Here is a 16,935-nt window from a genome sequence, read left to right as displayed (position 1 = left end):
GTGGCGTGCTGCGGGGCGAGCGTGGAATGGGGGAAGTTTAGTAGGGCGTGGGCGAAAGTCGGCAGGCTGGGCGAGCGGCGCAGGCGGGGCAATTTCGCTTGTCATGCCGCGAAGGCTACCCGTGCCTTAACCCTTTTTTCACATGGCCCAAGCCTACACCGAAGCGAGCATCAAGACCCTGTCCTCCACCGAGCATATCCGGCTGCGCCCCGGGATGTATATCGGGCGCTTGGGCAACGGGGCGCACGCCGAGGACGGCATCTACGTGCTGCTCAAGGAGACGATCGATAACTCGGTGGACGAGTTTGCGATGGGTAACGGCAAGCGCATCGAGATCGAAATCGCCGAGCGCGAAGTGCGCGTGCGCGACTACGGCCGCGGGATCCCGCTGGGCAAGCTCGTCGACTGCGTGTCGGTGATCAACACGGGCGCGAAGTACGACAGCCAGACTTTTCAGAAATCGGTCGGCCTCAACGGCGTCGGCCAAAAGGCGGTAAACGCGCTCTCGCTGCACTACACCGCGCAATCGTTTCGCGACGGGCAGACAAAGATCGTGGAGTTTGCGCAGGGCCGCCTCGTCAAGGAGCACCGCGTCGCGCACAGCGCGGAGCGCAGCGGCACGCTGATCCGCTTCGTGCCCGATGAGGTGCTCTTCGGCGCCGACTGGCGCTTCCGCCCCGAGTTCATCGAGGACATGTTGTGGAACTACGCCTTCCTCAACCGCGGCCTCACCCTCACGCTAAATGGCCGCGCCTTTCGCTCCGCGGGCGGCCTCAAGGACCTGCTCGAGAAGAAACTCACCGGCGAGACGCTCTACCCGATCATCCACCTGGAGGGCGAAGACATCGAGATCGCGATGTCCCACGGCGCGCACTACGGCGAGGAGTACTTCTCCTTCGTCAACGGCCAGCACACCACGATGGGCGGCACGCACCAGCTCGCCTTTCGCGAGGCCGTGGTGAACACCGTGCGCAACTTTTATAAAAAGGACTTCGACGCGGCGGACATCCGCCAGTCCATCGTCGCCGCCGTCTCCGTGCGCGTGCAGGAGCCCGTCTTTGAGTCGCAGACGAAGACCAAGCTCGGCTCCACCGAGGTCGGCCCCTCCGGCCCGACGATCAAGGAGTTTATCGGTAAATTCGTGCAGCAGACGCTCGACGTCTACCTGCACAAAAACAAAACCGCTGCGGACGCGATCCTCGCAAAAATCCAGGAGAGCGAGCGCGAGCGCAAAGACCTCGCCGGCATCCGCAACCTCGCCCGCCAGCGCGCGAAAAAAGCCTCCCTGCACAACCGCAAGCTGCGCGACTGCCGCCAGCACCTCGGCGAGCGAGGCACGCGCACCGAGGAGAGCACGCTCTTCATCGTCGAGGGCGACTCTGCCGCCGGCTCGCTCACCTCCTGTCGCGACGTGCAGACGCAGGCCGTCTTCGCCCTCAAGGGGAAGCCGCTCAACACCTACGGCCTCTCCAAAAAAGTGATCTACGAGAACGAGGAGTTCCACCTCCTCCAGTCCGCGCTCAACATCGAGGACGGCCTCGACGGCTTGCGCTACAACCGCGTCGTCATCGCCACCGATGCCGATGTCGATGGCATGCACATCCGGCTGCTGCTGATCTCGTTTTTCCTGCAATTTTTCCCCGACCTGATCACCAGCGGCCACCTCTACATCCTGGAGACGCCGCTGTTCCGCGTGCGCAACAAACGCCGCACCCTCTACTGCTACAGCGAAGCCGAGAAGCAGGCTGCGATCACCACGCTCGGCGCGGGCCACGAGATCACCCGCTTCAAGGGCCTCGGCGAGATCTCCGCCAGCGAGTTCAAGGACTTCATCGGCGAAGACATCCGCCTGGAGCCCGTGACGCTCGCCCACCTGCACGACAGCGCCGAGCTCCTCGGCTTCTACATGGGGAAAAACACACCCAGCCGCCAGGAGTTCATCATCGAAAACCTGCGCGTCGAAAAAGACCTCGTCGAAACCACCCGCGCGTAGCTCCGCCCGGCCCTCCCGCCGCCTTTTGCCCGCTCGCCCTCCTCCCGCCTGCCCACGATAATGGCCAAGAAGAATTCCAGGAAAACCGATCAAGCCGAACTCAGCTTTAACCAGGCCCTCCCGCCGCCGTCCGCCGCTCCCAAGCCCGCGCGCGCTGCTGCGGACGCCGTGCCCCCAGCCGCGCCGAAGGGCGGGCCTTCCGTTCCGGCGAGTGATTCGGTTGACGACTTTGGCGACGAGTCGCGCACCGCGCAGCTCCCGTCCGCGGAAAGCGACGGCCCGGGCGGTGCGGATGCGCCGCTGCGCCAGCACTACCGCGAGTGGTTTCTCGAATACGCCAGCTACGTGATCCTCGACCGCGCGGTGCCGCATCTGGACGACGGGCTGAAGCCCGTGCAACGCCGCGTCCTGCACACGCTGTGGGATATGGATGACGGCCGCTTCCACAAAGTCGCCAACGTCGTCGGAGCGACCATGCGGCTGCACCCTCATGGCGATGCCTCGATCGGTGCCGCGCTCGTGAGCATCGCGCAGCGCGGCTGGCTCATCGAGCCGCAGGGCAACTTCGGCAACACGCTCACGGGCGACGATGCCGCTGCCCCGCGCTACATCGAAGCGCGGCTGACGCCCTTTGCGCGCGAAGTGCTCTTTAACCCGAAAACGACGACCTGGCAGCTCAGCTACGATGGCCGCGCCAAAGAGCCCGTTTCGCTGCCTGCCAAGTTTCCGATCACGCTGCTCGAAGGCGCCGAGGGCATCGCCGTCGGCCTCTCGACGAAGATCCTGCCGCACAACTTTAACGACCTGTGCCGTGCGGCGATCAACCACTTGCAGGGAAAGTCGTTTCGCATCTATCCCGATTTCCCGACCGGCGGCATCGCCGATTTTGCGGATTACAACGACGGAGAGCGCGGCGGCAAAGTCCGCGTCCGCGCCAAGATCGAGCCGCGCAGCAAGTACCTGCTCGCGATCACCGAGCTGCCCTACGGCACGACCACCGTTTCGCTCATCGAGTCGATCGTCACCGCCAACACCAAGGGCAAAATCAAGATCAAGCACGTAGACGACAACACGGCCGACCGCGTCGAAATCCTCGTGCACCTGCCGCCCGGCAGCGACCCCGAGCAAGTCACCCAGCAGCTCTACGTCTTTACCCAGGCGCAGGTCAGCCTCTCGCCCTCGGCCTGCGTGATCGTGCGCGATCCCGAGACGGGCGAAGACAAGCCACAGTTTATCGGCGTGCGCGAGATCTTGCGCCGCAGCGTCGATCACACCGTCGCGCTGCTGCGCAGCGAGCTGGAGATCCGGCTCGGCGAGCTCGATCAACAATGGCACTGGGACTCGTTGGAGCGGATTTTCATCGAAGAGCGCATCTACCGGCGCATCGAAAAATCGCAGACTTGGGACGACGTGCTCGCCGAGATCCGCGCGGGGCTGGCGCCCTTTGTCGCCGCGCTGCGCCGCGAGGTCACGCAAGAGGACATCGTGCGCCTCACCGAGATTCGCATCAAACGCATCTCCGCCTACAACCGCTTCCAGGCCGATGAGCGCATCAAGAAAATCGAGGCCGAGATCGAAACCGTGAAGCACGACCTCGCACACCTCACCGACTACGCGATCCGCTGGTTCGAGGGCTTGCAGGAGAAGTTTGGCAAGGGGCACAAACGCCGCACTACCTACGACGAGATTGAGCAGATCAGCGCGGCCGAAGTCGCCTCCGCCAATCAGCGCCTCTACGTGAATCGCGAGGAGGGCTTCATCGGGCTGAATTGGCGGCAGCACGAGTTCGTGAAGGAGTGCACCATCCTCGACAGCGTGCTCTGCCTCATGGCCGACGGCTCGCTCAAGGTGTCAAAGGTCGCCGACAAGGTCTTCATGGGCCGCCATATCTTGCACATCGACATCTGGCCCAAGGACGGCGACGCGCATTTTTACACGATGGTCTACCAGGACGGCGAGTCGGGTAAGGCCTACGCCAAGCGCTTCCAGATCGGCGGCCTCTCGCGCGACAAGCTCTACTCGCTGGTCAAGGGCGAAGGCTCGCGCGTGCTCTACCTCGACGTCGCCGGGAGCGAGGCGGCGATGCCGCAAGCCCTGCACATCTCGATTGACGGCCGCAGCGGCGCTCGCGTGCGCGAGCTCGACTTCGACCTCACAAAAGTCCCGCTCTCGACCCGCTCCGCCAAAGGGCTGACCGTCGCCAAGTGGCCGATCAAAAGCGTGAAGCGCACCCGCTAACGGCACTGGCTTCTCTCGGCGAGTTTATGCGCGCGCGGCGCATCGAAGGCCGTGCTCGTTTCACGGTGGCGGCGTGGTGACGAAGCGCCGCCACGGGTAAACACGTCTGAGCTGCGCCTGTGCGAACATGAAGTACACGATGTGTGCCCTATCCCGGAGTAGGGGCCGGGGCGGGCGCAGGAATATTTGGCTGGAGAATGCTTAAGGGGGGCTCGGCGACGCGAAAAGAGAGGGGCGAAATAGAACTTGCACTCCAGTTAATAGGCTACATTGGCTGCGCGCAGTTTCCCCAACTGCTTTCGCCCTGCACCCGATGCCCCTCGTTTTGACAACTCTGCTGAGTCGTTTTTACTCGCGTGGAGCTTTCCTCCCGTGCGTGGCCGTGCGCTTGCCCCGTCTCCCCGGGCGGCTGATTCCGTCAGGAGCAATCTTAACCTCTTAACTCATCCCCTATCATGACTACCCTGGAAAAAAACTCTGTAAATACACCTTCCGCAGGCAGTGATTCCTTTAGCGCGGATTCTCCGGATTGGGCTGCGCTGCTTGAGCAATACCACCGCGACGGCTACGTGATCGTGCGCCAGTTTTATAAGCCCGAAGAGGTCGCCGAAATTCGCGAGCTTTTCGACAAAATGCATGCCGATGGTGGCGTGCCCGGGCACTACGAGGTGGGAAAGCTTCCCGGTGCCGAAGGCGATGCGGGCATCCCAAACGATCCCCTCGCCGCATATCCGCGCGTGACGCACCCGCACCGTTTCAACGCCCGGGCGCGTTACTACCTGATCCACCCGAGGGTGCGCATGTACCTAGAGAAACTCTTTGGCGGCAAGGAGCCTGTGGCCACGCAGAGCATGTACTTCTTCAAGGCCCCCGGTTCGCGAGGGCAGGGGATGCATCAAGATAACTACTACCTGTTGGTCGAGCCGGGAACGTGTATGGGGGCTTGGGCGGCGATTGATGATTCCGACGCGGAAAATGGCGGCCTGATGGTCGTGCCCAACACGCAAAAATTGGAGCTTATTTGCCCGGACAAGGCCGACAGGAAAGAGAGCTTTACGGGGCAAAAGATTCCGATGCAAAAGGGGATGATGCGCCCGATCTACGCGGAGATGAAGGCGGGCGATATGCTGTTTTTTAATGGCAATGTAATTCACGGCTCGGGCCCGAATCGCTCGAAGACCCGCTTCCGCCGCTCCTGGATCTGCCATTACGCGGAGGGCGACTTAAGGAAAATCTCCCAAGGCTATAACCCGCTGGTGCGGATGGATGGCACCGACTTTGAGGTCGAGGGGCAGGCGTCGGGCACCGGCCCCTGCGGCAGCGAGTCGGGCTGGCTCGGTGCAGTCCATTGAGCTGTGGGCAAACTGCCTGCCCTGTTTTACGGAATGAACAGGGCAGGCGAGTTTGTACCTTTCTATCAAGCAGAATGTTCTGCTTTTACTCCACATGCGGCGCAGCGTGTGACGCTGTGCCAGTCGTGTGGCCTCCGCGACCGTCCTTCAGAGGGCTTGTTATTCGGAGATCAATAAGGGGGGGCAGTCCGATTGGCGTATTTGGAGAAGGGGCTTGTTTGGTCGCTTTCCGATAAAGGCGAGAAGGCTGCTTAACATCCGTAAGAGTAGTAGTAAATTCCCCTATAGGTAAACAGGTATGCCTTGGGTGGCATGTTTCCGAATGCTACTGATAGGAGTATTGATAGCGGCTAAGAAATACAAGCTATCGCTTTTGTTTTCATAAGAATGAGCAGCTGAGCCTTTATGGCTGTCTATGAAAATTTTTTCAAAAATTCTGCCATTTTTTGTTTTTGGGCTTGCACTATCTAAAGCTGATATTACCCCGCCTCCTTTTAATCTGTTTAACACAGATAGAGTTAGTGATTTATGATAATGGAAATCTGAAGGTGGGAGTAGATCTTGTGCGAGGAGACCAGGGAAGGGGGGATTTGGTTGGCAGGGGATCAGTCGAATATCTTCACGGGAGATTTAAATCTCAAAGGTGTCGTGAGGGTAAATCTTTCCAATGTTTTGGGCTTTGGCGGAGGAGATAAGGAGGGATATAGGCACGGGATCCGGAAGTTGATCCTGGACGATCTTGAAATCCTTGACGGGGGGCATCTCGTTATCGCTGGCTGGGCAAATCAGCGGGACTTTCTTCTCGTGCGAAAAGATAGTAAACACCTGCAGGATGCACTGAAGAAGCTCAGCTTTTCGGGGCAGCCAAACCGTATCCACCTCGTAGACTATAATAAAGACTACTGGGAAATCTCAAATGCACCCGAGCCCGCGGTTTATGGTGTAGTCATCGGTGCTCTGGGAGCGTGCTTGGCTACCCGAAAGCGCAAACGGTCGTTTGTGTCCGCCTGATACAAAACCGCTGCCAGACCGCCTCTGCTTGGTCTCGCGGGGCAGTGGTGATGAACGTCGTCTTGCTGTTTTCATAACCGACATGGTTCGCGTTCATCGCGTTCGCCCTCCTTCTTTCTCAGGGGATAGGTTGGGTCATTATTTGATGGACGTGCTCCGTTTGCGTACTTTACGTAGTTTCGGGAGTTCAACTGGATGAACGTCATTTTACCCCTATGAAATCAACTTTTGAGAGTCGTTACGCGATTGGGCCGGTGGAGGCCAGGCAGCTCGATACGGCCGGGCTGCGGGAGAACTTTTTGATCAAGCAGCTTTTTTGGGCGGATCGCGTTCATTTCGTTCACACGCACTACGACCGCTACATGGTGGGCGGGGCGATGCCGGTTGTCGAAAAGCTGAAGCTGGAAAGCATCGCTGGACTGCTCAAGGAGCCGTACTTCCTTTCGCGGCGGGAGCTGGGGGCGATCAACGTGGGGGGCGCGGGTATCGTAGAAGTGGACGGGGAGGCCTTTGCGTTGGGGCACAAGGAGGCGATCTACATCGGCCGTGGGGCAAAGGAGGTGTATTTCTCCAGTGTGGATGGGAAGAGGCCGGCCAGGTTTTACATGAACTCGGCCCCCGCGCACCGGAGCTGCCCCACGAGGCGGATTACCAAGGCCGAGGCCAACAGGATCGAGCTCGGCTCGCCCGAGACAGCAAACCACCGCGTCATTTACCAGATGCTGCTCCACACGGTCATCGAGACTTGCCAGCTCCAGATGGGAATGACCGAGCTGCAGGCAGGCTCGGTGTGGAACACCATGCCCGCTCACACGCATGACCGCCGGATGGAGGCTTATTTCTATTTTGACCTGCCCGAGGGCCAGGCCGTGGCCCACTTTATGGGGACGGCGGGTGAAACTCGCCACCTGTGGTTGGGCAATGAGCAGGCCGTCGTGTCGCCTCCGTGGTCCATCCACTCCGGTGTCGGCACAGGCAGCTATACATTCATCTGGGGCATGGCGGGCGAGAATATGGACTACGACGACATGGATAAACACCCGATCAACTCGCTGAGATAAATATGAAAAAAAATATCATTGCCGCTCTTTTCGCACTATTGGGGCTGCTGCCTTTCGCAAACGGGCAGGGGGCCCCCGCCGGGGCGGGAGCTGCCCGGGGGCGCATCCTTGTCACGCTTTCCGGGGGCCAGAGCTGGTCGGGGCTGGTCAGTATCCCGTACGCGGATTTCGCGCAGCGGTTTGGCGTGGGGGCTGCCTTTCATGTCGTGGATGATAAGGGCCGCGCAGTTTCCCACCAGTTGGAGCGGCTCGGGATGGAGGCTCCCCAGAATGTGCTGTTGCAAGTCCAGCTAAACCAGCGGCGGAAGCTGGAGTTGCTGGTCTTCGCGGGAGAGAAAGCGCCGCTTCCTCCCAAAACTTTTGCCCGGTACGTGCCCGAGCGGTTCGACGATTTTGCCTGGGAGAACGACCGGGTGGCCTTTCGCCTCTATGGCGAGGCGCTGGAGGGTAAGCCGGGGGATGCCCAGGGAATGGACTTTTGGGCGAAGCGGACCGACCAGCTCATCATCGACAAGTGGTACAAGAACGGGGACTACCACCGCGACCACGGCGATGGGCTGGATTACTACTCCGTAGGGCAGACTCTCGGCGCGGGGGATGTGGCTCTCTACTTCGGCGACGAGGTGCACTACACCAGACACTACCGGCAGTACGAGGTCTTGGACAACGGGCCGCTGCGAACGACCTTCCGACTCACGTACCCTCCCGAAGTCATCAACGGGCAACGCATCGGCCTCCGCAAAACCATATCGCTGGATGCGGGCTCTCACTTCAACAAGATCACTCTTGAGGTCGAGAACCGGAGTGCCCGCGAAACGCCCATCGTCATCGGCGTCGCAAAAAGGTCGGTCGCCGAGGTCGCGGATGTGGAGTTCTTGTGGGAGGGCGATCACACCCTCCCTTGGGAGACGTTCAGCTACTGGGAGCCCGAGATTGCCGACCACGGGCGCACCGGCGTTGCGCTCATCCTTCCCCAAGGGACGACGACGTTTGTGCCCGATGAGGCCAAGCAGTTTTTATTCCGCGCCGTGGTGCGAAATGGTGAGCCCTACACCTACTACAACGGCGCGGCGTGGAACAAAGCCGGCGCAGTGACAAATTTGCCGAAATGGTACGGAGTCGTGCGGGAAAAGGCCGACTCCCTGCGAGCAACACCTGAGGTGACTCTGGAGGGAAGCTCTCCCCGCCGTTGAGCAGGCCCCCGCCCGGTGCGGGGAACTCTGGAGCGGCTCCGCACACTTTTTTTAGCCCCGAAAGGAAAACCGCAAAGCGATGTCCATACTGCATTCATTTAGCCTGATCGGGAAAACAGCCTTGGTGACGGGTTGCCAGCGGGGCATCGGCAGGGCTTTGGCCGAAGGCCTCGCCGAGGCCGGAGCGGATGTGATCGGCGTGTCCCGATCCTTGGTGCCGGGGGCCTCGGAGGTAGAGCGAGCAGTCACCGCACTGGGGCGGAAGTTCTGGCCCTATGCCTGCGACTTTTCCGACCGGAAAGCACTTTACCAATTCATCGAGCGGGTGAAGGGCGACCACCCGACCATCGACATCCTCTTCAACAACGCCGGACACATCTTGCGCAAACCTGCCGCCGAGCACCCGGACGAGTACTGGGACCAGATCGTGGAGATCAATCAAAACGCCCAGTTCATCCTGACCCGGGAGATCGGCAGGGACATGCTGGCCCGAGCGAGCGGGAAGATCGTCTTCACGGCCTCGCTGCTCTCCTTTCAGGGCGGCATCAACGTACCCGGGTACGCGGCCTCCAAAGGCGCGGTGGCCTCCCTCGTTAAAGCCTTTGCCAACGAATGGGCGGGCCGCGGAGTGAACGTCAACGCCATCGCTCCGGGCTACATCGCTACGGACAACACCGAGGCGCTGCGCAACGATCCGGAGCGCTCTGCTTCGATCCTGGGGCGCATCCCGGCGGGTCGCTGGGGCGAGCCACAGGACTTCAAGGGGCCTGCCGTGTTTCTGGCCTCCGCCGCTTCCGATTATGTCCACGGCACCATCCTCACCGTGGATGGCGGATGGATGGGGCGCTAGGGCCGCAGCGTGCGAGTGGTGCGAGGGCGTAGCGGCACAGGCATGCGGCCTGCGGAGTAGGGGAGGCGATACGTTTGGTGTGCGGGCGCGAGCTGCCGCATATGTTGCGCCGCTCCTCGCGTGCGGCGGCGGATAACTCACTTCCTGCCATCGGGGGGATGGACGCCTGTGTTTCCTCTAAAAAGAAGGACGAGCGTGTGGCGCTTGCGAGCCTTGCCAAGGTGGATGGACGCTCTATGTGTCGCGCGCTGTTCTTTTTCGTGTGGAGTGCGCACGATTGCAAAGATCGCGCAGCCGCTGGCTGTGCGCCCATTACCCCTGTCTTGGTTAACCCCCACCTCGTTTCCCCCATGCTTCCCCCGAATCCTTTTTTGGAGTTTGTCCCCAATCGTGTTGAGGCGTTGCTGCGTTGGTTGCGCGAGCGGTTGTGGCTTGAGCGGCGTTCGTTGAGTGTTACGGCAACTGTACCGACTGCGGCGCATCGGCCTTTCGAGGCGGTGCGCAATGAGCCGCGCACGAGCGTGAAGGCAGGTGAGACTTGGGGCATGCTCTACGATCAGCGCTGGTTTCACGTCGAAATCCCAAGTGCGGCCGGCGGCGGTGATGCGCCTTCGCGCCGCCGTGCGCAAAGGCCACTCACGCTGGAGTGGCGGGATCAGGGCGAGGCCACGCTCTATGTGGATGGCGTGCCGTACTACGGTTTCGATCCGGCGCATCGCTATGTGGCGCTGCCTGCCGGTACGCGCGAGGTGTGGATCGAGGGTTACTGCTGCCAGTCGGGGATTTGGTGTCCAGGGGCGACAGGGCTTTCACCGGAGGGCAGTCTTTTTGGCGGGGCCTTCGTGCAGTATCGCGACGATTTGATTTGGGACTGCGTGCAAGAGCTGGGCGTTTTGTTCGACCTGATGATGGCGCTGCGCTCGCAGCTCAGCCCGCGCCCTGCGTCTTTTCTTAACAGTGCGGGCTTCCAGGCAAAGGTGCACGATGCGAGTCCGGTTTATCGCAGGCTGCTGCGCCTTCTGAACTGCGCGTGCACGGCCTACGAGCGCGCTGGGCCAGTCGCCCTGCGCGAGGCTTTGGTCGCTGCGCGTGCCGAGTTGAAAAACGACCGCCCCGTGTTGAGCGGCATCATCACGGGACATGCGCATATCGACCTCGTGTGGATCTGGCCGGAGCGGATGGGCGAGGCCAAGGCGGTGCACACGTTTGCGACAGTGAACCGGCTGATGTCACAGTATCCGGAGTTTCGCTTCGCGTACAGCCAGCCTGCGAGCTACCGGGCGGTGGAGCGGCGTGCGCCAAAGCTGGCTGCGCTGGTGAAGCAGCAAATCGCGCGCGGCACCTGGGAGGCGACTGGCGGCATGGATGTGGAGAGCGATACGCTGCTGCCTTGTGGCGAGGCGCTCGCTCGGAGCCTCATGCTGGGGCAGGCAGATTTCGCGCGTTTGCGTGGCGCGGCGGCACGGCAGGGCACAGCGTCCGCCAAGAAAGACAGCGCGGCGAGCGCGGGAGACCGCTCGCGGCTGGTGTGGCTGCCCGATGTTTTCGGTTACAGCGTGTGCTTGCCGCAGCTTATGCGGCTGACGGGGATCGACTGTTTTTTTACAACGAAGCTCACTTGGTGCGGCGTAAACCGCTTCCCCTACAGCAGCTTTGTTTGGCGTGGAAACGATGGCAGCGAGGTCGTCTCGCACGTTACTCAGAATGTCGGTTATACGAACCAGACTCAGATCCCGGAGATCGAGGCCAACGCGCGCGGCCACTCCCAGTCGCACTTGCACCGCGAGTTCTTGCACCCGACCGGCTATGGTGATGGTGGCGGCGGACCGACGGAAGAGCACATCGAGCGCGTGCGCCGTTTGAGCGGGTTGTGCGACCTGCCTGAGCTGCGCTGGGATCATCCGGAAAACTTCTTCGCTCGGCTTTCCAAACTGCGCGACCAGCTCCCCGTCCACCAAGGCGAGTGCTACCTCGAATACCACCGTGGGGTCTACACGACACATGGGGATTTTAAGGCGGCGTTTCGCGGTACGGAGCGGGCCCTGCAAGTGCGTGAAGCGGTGGCGGCAGCCATAGGGGAAGTGCCCGATCTCGTCGCGCCGTGGCGGCGACTGATCATGACGCAGTTTCACGACTTCATCCCGGGCAGTTCGATTGCGGAGGTTTACGCGGAGGGGAAGGCCGAGCTTTCGCAGATCATCAACGAGCAACTGGAGGCGGCGCGCGCGCGGTTGGCGGCGAGTGCAGCAACCTCGGCGACAGCAAGTCGCCCGTCCTCGAAAACGGTGTCGAAAAAAACAGCGTCAACGAAGCCTGGTGCATCTACGCAGCATTGGTTTAACCCGCTCGCATTGCCTTGGCGTGGCTGGCTGGAGGGGCGCTGGTACGAGCTGCCACCGCTAGCGAGTGTGCCAGTCACGGAGGGAGTGCCCGCCCGCGTTGCATCCGATCAGCAGGCCACGGCTTCAGTCGCGAAACAGGGAGTGGCCACTTTGCGCAGCGACCGCGTGCAGGTGTGGCTTACGCGCGACGGGCGTCTCGCGGAGCTCGTGATTGATGGGCGCGAGATCGCATTTAGCGCGCCCGCTGCGGTGCCAGTTTTGTATCCGGATAATCCGGCGAACTACGATGCTTGGGACATCGACCGCGATACGCTTGACATGGGCGAAGCCGTTTCGGGCGCTGCGACGATCACAGTGGAGGCGGCGGGCGATTCGCCGGAGCAAGCGGCGATCTTCGTGCGCCAAAAACTGGGGGAGGCGAGCGAGATTACGCTGCGCTACGAAGTGCGGCTCGGAGAGCCGTTTTTGCGGCTCAGTGCCGAAGTCGATTGGCACGAGACGCACAAGCTCTTACGGCTGCACTTCCCGACCGAGTATCGCGGACGCTACGCGCGCTTTGCCGCGCCCTACGGCAGCGTGCTGCGCGGGCAGCAGCCGGGCGAGCCGATTACCGAGGCGCAGTGGGAAGTGCCCGGCAGTCGCTGGGCGGCGGTGAGCCTCGACAGCGAGCGCGAGGGGCTGGCTCTTGTCACCGAAGCGAAGTATGGCTTCTCGGCCCGCGATGGCGAGCTCGCCGTTTCGCTGCTGCGCGCGGCCTCGATTACCGCAGCCGAGGGCAGCCCTTTCATGCACGCGGCACCGCCCCATCTCAGCCGCTATCAGCCGCCTTCCCCGTTTTCCGATCAAGGCCACCACACGATCTCGCTGGCACTGACGAGCTACTCGGCAGATCTGCCGCAGGAGCAGCATCCGGCCGCGCTGGCGGATATGCTGTTTACGCTGCCGGTCGCGTATCGCGGCGCGCCGGTTTCTGCGGGACTGCGCGGCGTGCACGATGCGCCGACTCTCGTTCCCGCTTGGGCTATGCCGGTGGCAAAAGATGCATGGGTGCTGCGCTTGCACGAAGTCGGCGGCGCGCGCGGCACGGCGCGGCTCGATCTCGCTGAGGGCTTCGTGGCCTGCCCGACCTCGATTGAGGGCGAGCCCGAAGGGCCGCCTCTCAAAAAAGGTCGCCTCGACTATGCGCCCTACAAAATCCTCAGCGTGCGCATATCGAGAGCGTAGGCCGTGCGTTGGTGTCGTGCGTTCTTTGCCCAATCGGGCAGGGCAGAGCGGCGTGCGGCGCAGGTTTGCCCTTCTGTTTAGTGCGCAGTGCGGAGGCCTGTATGGCGTGTTGGCGATGGCTGTGTCGTCGCTCCGTTTCAGGCGTTTTTTGCAGCCGTTTAGAAATGTCGCGCGAGGCTTGGTGTAGCCTTGCTAAGGCAAAGTGCGCTCCTAGCGTCCCGCCCCGCTTAACCCTCCCGCTCACCCAAGCCCCCATCAGTCATGGCGACACCCAATCCGTTTTTGCAGTTTGCGCCGAACCGCGCGAAGCGAGTCCACATTCGCTTGAACGAGAGCCTCTGGCTGGAGAGCCAGTCGCTTGCGGTTACGGCGGCTCGGCCCACGGCCGGGCACCGCCCTCTCGAAGTCGCCAAAAAGGAGCGGCGCAGCCCGATCAAGTCGGGCGAGGCGTGGGGCAAGCTCTACGATCAGCGCTGGTTTCACATCGAAATCCCCGCGCCGCCAAAGGGAAAGGCGAAGGTGCCGCGCTTCCTGGAGTGGAGCCATCAGGGCGAGTCCACGCTCTACGTCGATGGCGTGCCGTACTACGGTTTCGACGATCCGCACCGCGCGGTCGTCCTCCCTCCCGGCGTGCGCGAGGTGTGGATCGAGGGCTACTGCTGCAACACGTTTAGCCACCCGTCGGTTTCGCCCAACGGCAGCATTTTTAATGGAGCGTCCCTGAAATATCGCGACGAGACAGTCTGGGACTGCCTGCAAGAGATGAACGTCATGTTCGACGTGATGATGGCCCTGCGCTCGCGACAGGAGCCGAAGCCTGCGCCCTTCGTCCCGATGGTCGGACTGCGCCCCAAGGTGGACGATGCGAGCCCGATTTATCGCAAGGTGCTGCACATCATCGAGCGCGCTTGTGACGCCTACGAACTGGACGGGCCCGCTGCGATGAGCCGCATCCTGGTCGAAGGCCGCGCGGAGCTGAAGAGCGAGCGCCCGCTGCTCACGGGCATCCTGCATGGGCACGCGCACATCGACCTCGTGTGGCTGTGGCCGGAGCGGATGGGCGAGGCCAAGGCGGTGCACACGTTCTCGACCATGAACCGGTTGATGGAGCGGTACCCCGAGTTTCGCTTTTCCTACAGCCAGCCCGCGAGCTATCGCGCGGTGGAGCGGCGCGCCCCGCAGCTCGCCGCACAGGTGAAGCAACACATCGCGCGCGGCGCCTGGGAGGCCACGGGCGCGCTCGATGTGGAGAGCGATACACTGCTCGCGTGTGGCGAGGCGCTCGCGCGCAGCTTCATGCTCGGGCAGGCCGAGTTTGCGCGGCTGCGCGGTGCGCGCGGGCCGGCGCAGCTCGTCTGGCTGCCCGATGTGTTTGGCTACAGCGCCTGCTTGCCGCAGCTCATGCGGCTGGTCGGAGTCGAGCAGTTTTTCACAACCAAGCTGACCTGGAACACGATCAACCGTTTCCCCTACAGCAGTTTTGTCTGGCGTGGGAATGACGGCAGCGAGGTCGTCTCGCACGTCACCCAAAACGTCGGCTACAACAACGGCGTGGGCTGGAGCGAGGTAGAGAGCAACGCGCGCGGCCACTCCCAGTCGCACCTGCACCGCGAGTTCCTGCACCCGACCGGCTTCGGCGATGGCGGCGGCGGCACGACGGAGGAGCAGCTCGAGCGCGCGCGTCGCCTGAGCGGGCTGTGCGACCTGCCCGAGCTGCGCTGGGACTTGCCGGAAAACTTTTTCGAGCGGCTCGCCAAGCTGCGCGCCCAACTGCCCGTCCACCAAGGCGAGTGCTACCTCGAGCACCACCGCGGCATCTACACCACGCATGGCGATTTCAAGGCGATCTTCCGCGGCACCGAGCGCGCGCTCCAGGTGCGCGAGGCCGTGGCGGCGGCCACTGGCGAAGTGCCCGATCTCGTAGCTCCTTGGCGGCGGCTGGTCTTCGCGCAGTTTCACGACTTCGTCCCGGGCAGCGCGATTGCCGAGGTTTACGCGGAGGGCCGCGCCGAGCTCTCCCGAATCACCAGCGAGCAACTGGAGGCGGCGCGCAATCGCCTCTCGACGAGTGGGCTTGCGGTGGCGAAGGCGAAAAAATCGGCTGCGGCGAAATCGTCCGCCGCCGCAGAGGAGCAGCTCTTTAATCCGCTCGCGCTGCCTTGGCGCGGCTGGGTGGGCGAGCGTTGGTATGAGCTGCCACCGCTCGCGAGTGTGCCCGCCGAGGTCGGCGCGACCGCGGGTGACGAGGCGCAGGCCACCGCCTCGATTGCGAAAAACGGCGCGGCCTCCCTGCGCAGTGATCGCGTGCAAGCGCGGGTCACGCGCGATGGCCGACTGGCCGAGCTGGTGATCGATGGCCGCCCGATTACCTTTAGCGAAACGGCTGCGACGGCGGTGCTCTATCCCGACAATCCGGGCCACCACGACGCGTGGGACATCGACCGGCACTCGCTTGAGCTCGGTAAACCCGTCACTACGCCAGTCACGATCACGGTTGAACACGGGCTCTCCGAACCACCCACAAAGGCGTCGGCAAAATCCGCGGCGAAATCCAGGGACACTTCGACGGCGGTTGCCTCAGCCTCCGCTCCCGCGCATGCCGCTGCGATCTGCGTGCGGCGCAAGCTGGGCAAGGCGAGCGAGCTCGTGCTCCGCTACGAAGTGCGCGCGGGCGAGCCGGTCTTGCGCCTCACCGCAGATGTCGATTGGCACGAGACGCGCACGCTTCTGCGCCTGCATTTCCCGACCGAGTATCGCGGGCGTTTTGCGCGCTTCGGCGGGCCCTTTGGCAGCGTGCTGCGCGGGCAACAGCCCGGGGAGCCGATCACCGAGGCGCAGTGGGAGGTGCCCGGCAGTCGCTGGGCCACTGTGAGCCTCGACAGCGAGCGCGAGGGACTGGCCCTCATCACCGAAGCGAAGTACGGCTTCTCGGCTCGCGATGGTGAGCTCACCGTCTCGCTGCTGCGCGGCGCGGAGACGACCTGCGCCATCGGCGAATACGGCGGCGCAGCGCCGCCGCATCTCAGCCGCTACCAACCCGAGTCTCCCTTCACCGACCAAGGCCGCCACACCATCGCACTGGCGCTGACGAGCTACTCGGCAGATCTGCCGCAGGAGCAGCATCCGGCGGTGCTCGCCGATACGCTCTTCACGCCGCCAGTCGCGTATCGCGGGGCGCCCGCTTCGGCGGGGCTGCTCGGCGTGCACGATGCGCCGACTCTCGTTCCCGCTTGGGCAATGCCTGTGGCAAAGGACGCATGGGTGCTGCGCTTGCACGAAGTCGGCGGCGCGCGCGGCACGGCGCGGATCGATCTCGCCGAAGGCTTCGTCGCCTGTCCGGCCACGCTTCACGGCGACGCGCAGGGCAAGCCGCTCAAGGACGGCGCACTCGATTACGCACCTTACAAAATCCTCAGCATGCGGATCGAGCGCACGAAGAAGTAGCGCGCCCGTGCGTTTTCACTACGCGTGAAAAGGAACGACGCTGCGGTTCATAAAACCGGTCGAAGCTGACGAGGCTCCAACGAGGGCCTCGCAAAATGAACCGGTCGAAGACCGCACTGCGCGTGGGGCGGTGGCGTGGCGCCACGTGCCATTTAATTTTCGATTTTGCTCGTGCGCTGCGCGCCCAAACAAAATCGCAAATTTACATGACCTTCCCCCTGTCGCGC

9 protein-coding genes are annotated in these 16,935 nt (G+C 62.7%); 8 read left to right on the top strand and 1 reads right to left on the bottom strand.

Annotation, left to right across the window (positions count from 1 at the left end; translation table 11 throughout):
- Positions 1–142 precede the first annotated feature (142 nt).
- From AXK11_RS01240 to AXK11_RS01230, 3 genes are all read left to right on the top strand, one after another.
- Positions 143–1,993, top strand: coding sequence for a DNA topoisomerase IV subunit B (locus tag AXK11_RS01240; RefSeq protein ID WP_068628533.1), 1,851 nt, complete (start codon positions 143–145; stop codon positions 1,991–1,993).
- A 60-nt stretch (positions 1,994–2,053) separates the two neighbouring features.
- On the top strand, positions 2,054–4,231 hold the full coding sequence (locus tag AXK11_RS01235) for a DNA gyrase/topoisomerase IV subunit A (RefSeq protein ID WP_068628531.1): 2,178 nt from the start codon (positions 2,054–2,056) through the stop codon (positions 4,229–4,231).
- Positions 4,232–4,686: 455 nt separating this feature from the next.
- Positions 4,687–5,583, top strand: a complete 897-nt coding sequence (locus tag AXK11_RS01230; RefSeq protein ID WP_082780735.1) for a phytanoyl-CoA dioxygenase family protein — start codon at positions 4,687–4,689, stop codon at positions 5,581–5,583.
- 630 nt (positions 5,584–6,213) lie between these two features.
- On the opposite strand, the gene AXK11_RS01225 is transcribed toward AXK11_RS01230, so the two are convergent.
- Positions 6,214–6,408, bottom strand: coding sequence for a hypothetical protein (locus AXK11_RS01225; protein ID WP_068628529.1), 195 nt, complete (start codon positions 6,406–6,408; stop codon positions 6,214–6,216).
- 401 nt (positions 6,409–6,809) lie between these two features.
- Between AXK11_RS01225 and kduI the strand changes: the two genes are divergently transcribed.
- The 5 genes from kduI to AXK11_RS01200 all read left to right on the top strand — a co-directional run bounded on the left by kduI (position 6,810) and on the right by AXK11_RS01200 (position 16,708).
- The gene (kduI, locus tag AXK11_RS01220) at positions 6,810–7,655 is read left to right on the top strand and encodes a 5-dehydro-4-deoxy-D-glucuronate isomerase (RefSeq protein WP_068628527.1); all 846 of its coding nucleotides are present in this window, start codon (positions 6,810–6,812) and stop codon (positions 7,653–7,655) included.
- Positions 7,656–7,657: 2 nt separating this feature from the next.
- Entirely contained in the window at positions 7,658–8,848 is a 1,191-nt protein-coding gene (locus AXK11_RS01215) for a DUF4861 family protein (protein ID WP_068628525.1), read from the top strand.
- Between the two features lie 79 nt (positions 8,849–8,927).
- Positions 8,928–9,698 (top strand): SDR family oxidoreductase, encoded by a 771-nt coding sequence (locus AXK11_RS01210; protein ID WP_068628523.1) that lies wholly within the window; start codon positions 8,928–8,930, stop codon positions 9,696–9,698.
- 350 nt (positions 9,699–10,048) lie between these two features.
- Complete coding sequence (locus AXK11_RS01205; protein WP_197456737.1) at positions 10,049–13,264, top strand: alpha-mannosidase; 3,216 nt, start codon at positions 10,049–10,051, stop codon at positions 13,262–13,264.
- Positions 13,265–13,525: 261 nt separating this feature from the next.
- A complete protein-coding gene (locus AXK11_RS01200; RefSeq protein ID WP_068628518.1) occupies positions 13,526–16,708 on the top strand; it encodes an alpha-mannosidase in 3,183 nt (1,060 codons plus the stop codon).
- The last annotated feature ends 227 nt before the right edge of the window (positions 16,709–16,935 follow it).

This window comes from Cephaloticoccus primus (assembly GCF_001580015.1).
GTDB classification, from domain to species: Bacteria; Verrucomicrobiota; Verrucomicrobiia; order Opitutales; family Opitutaceae; genus Cephaloticoccus; species Cephaloticoccus primus.
This window is presented reverse-complemented; position numbering and strand designations above follow the sequence as displayed.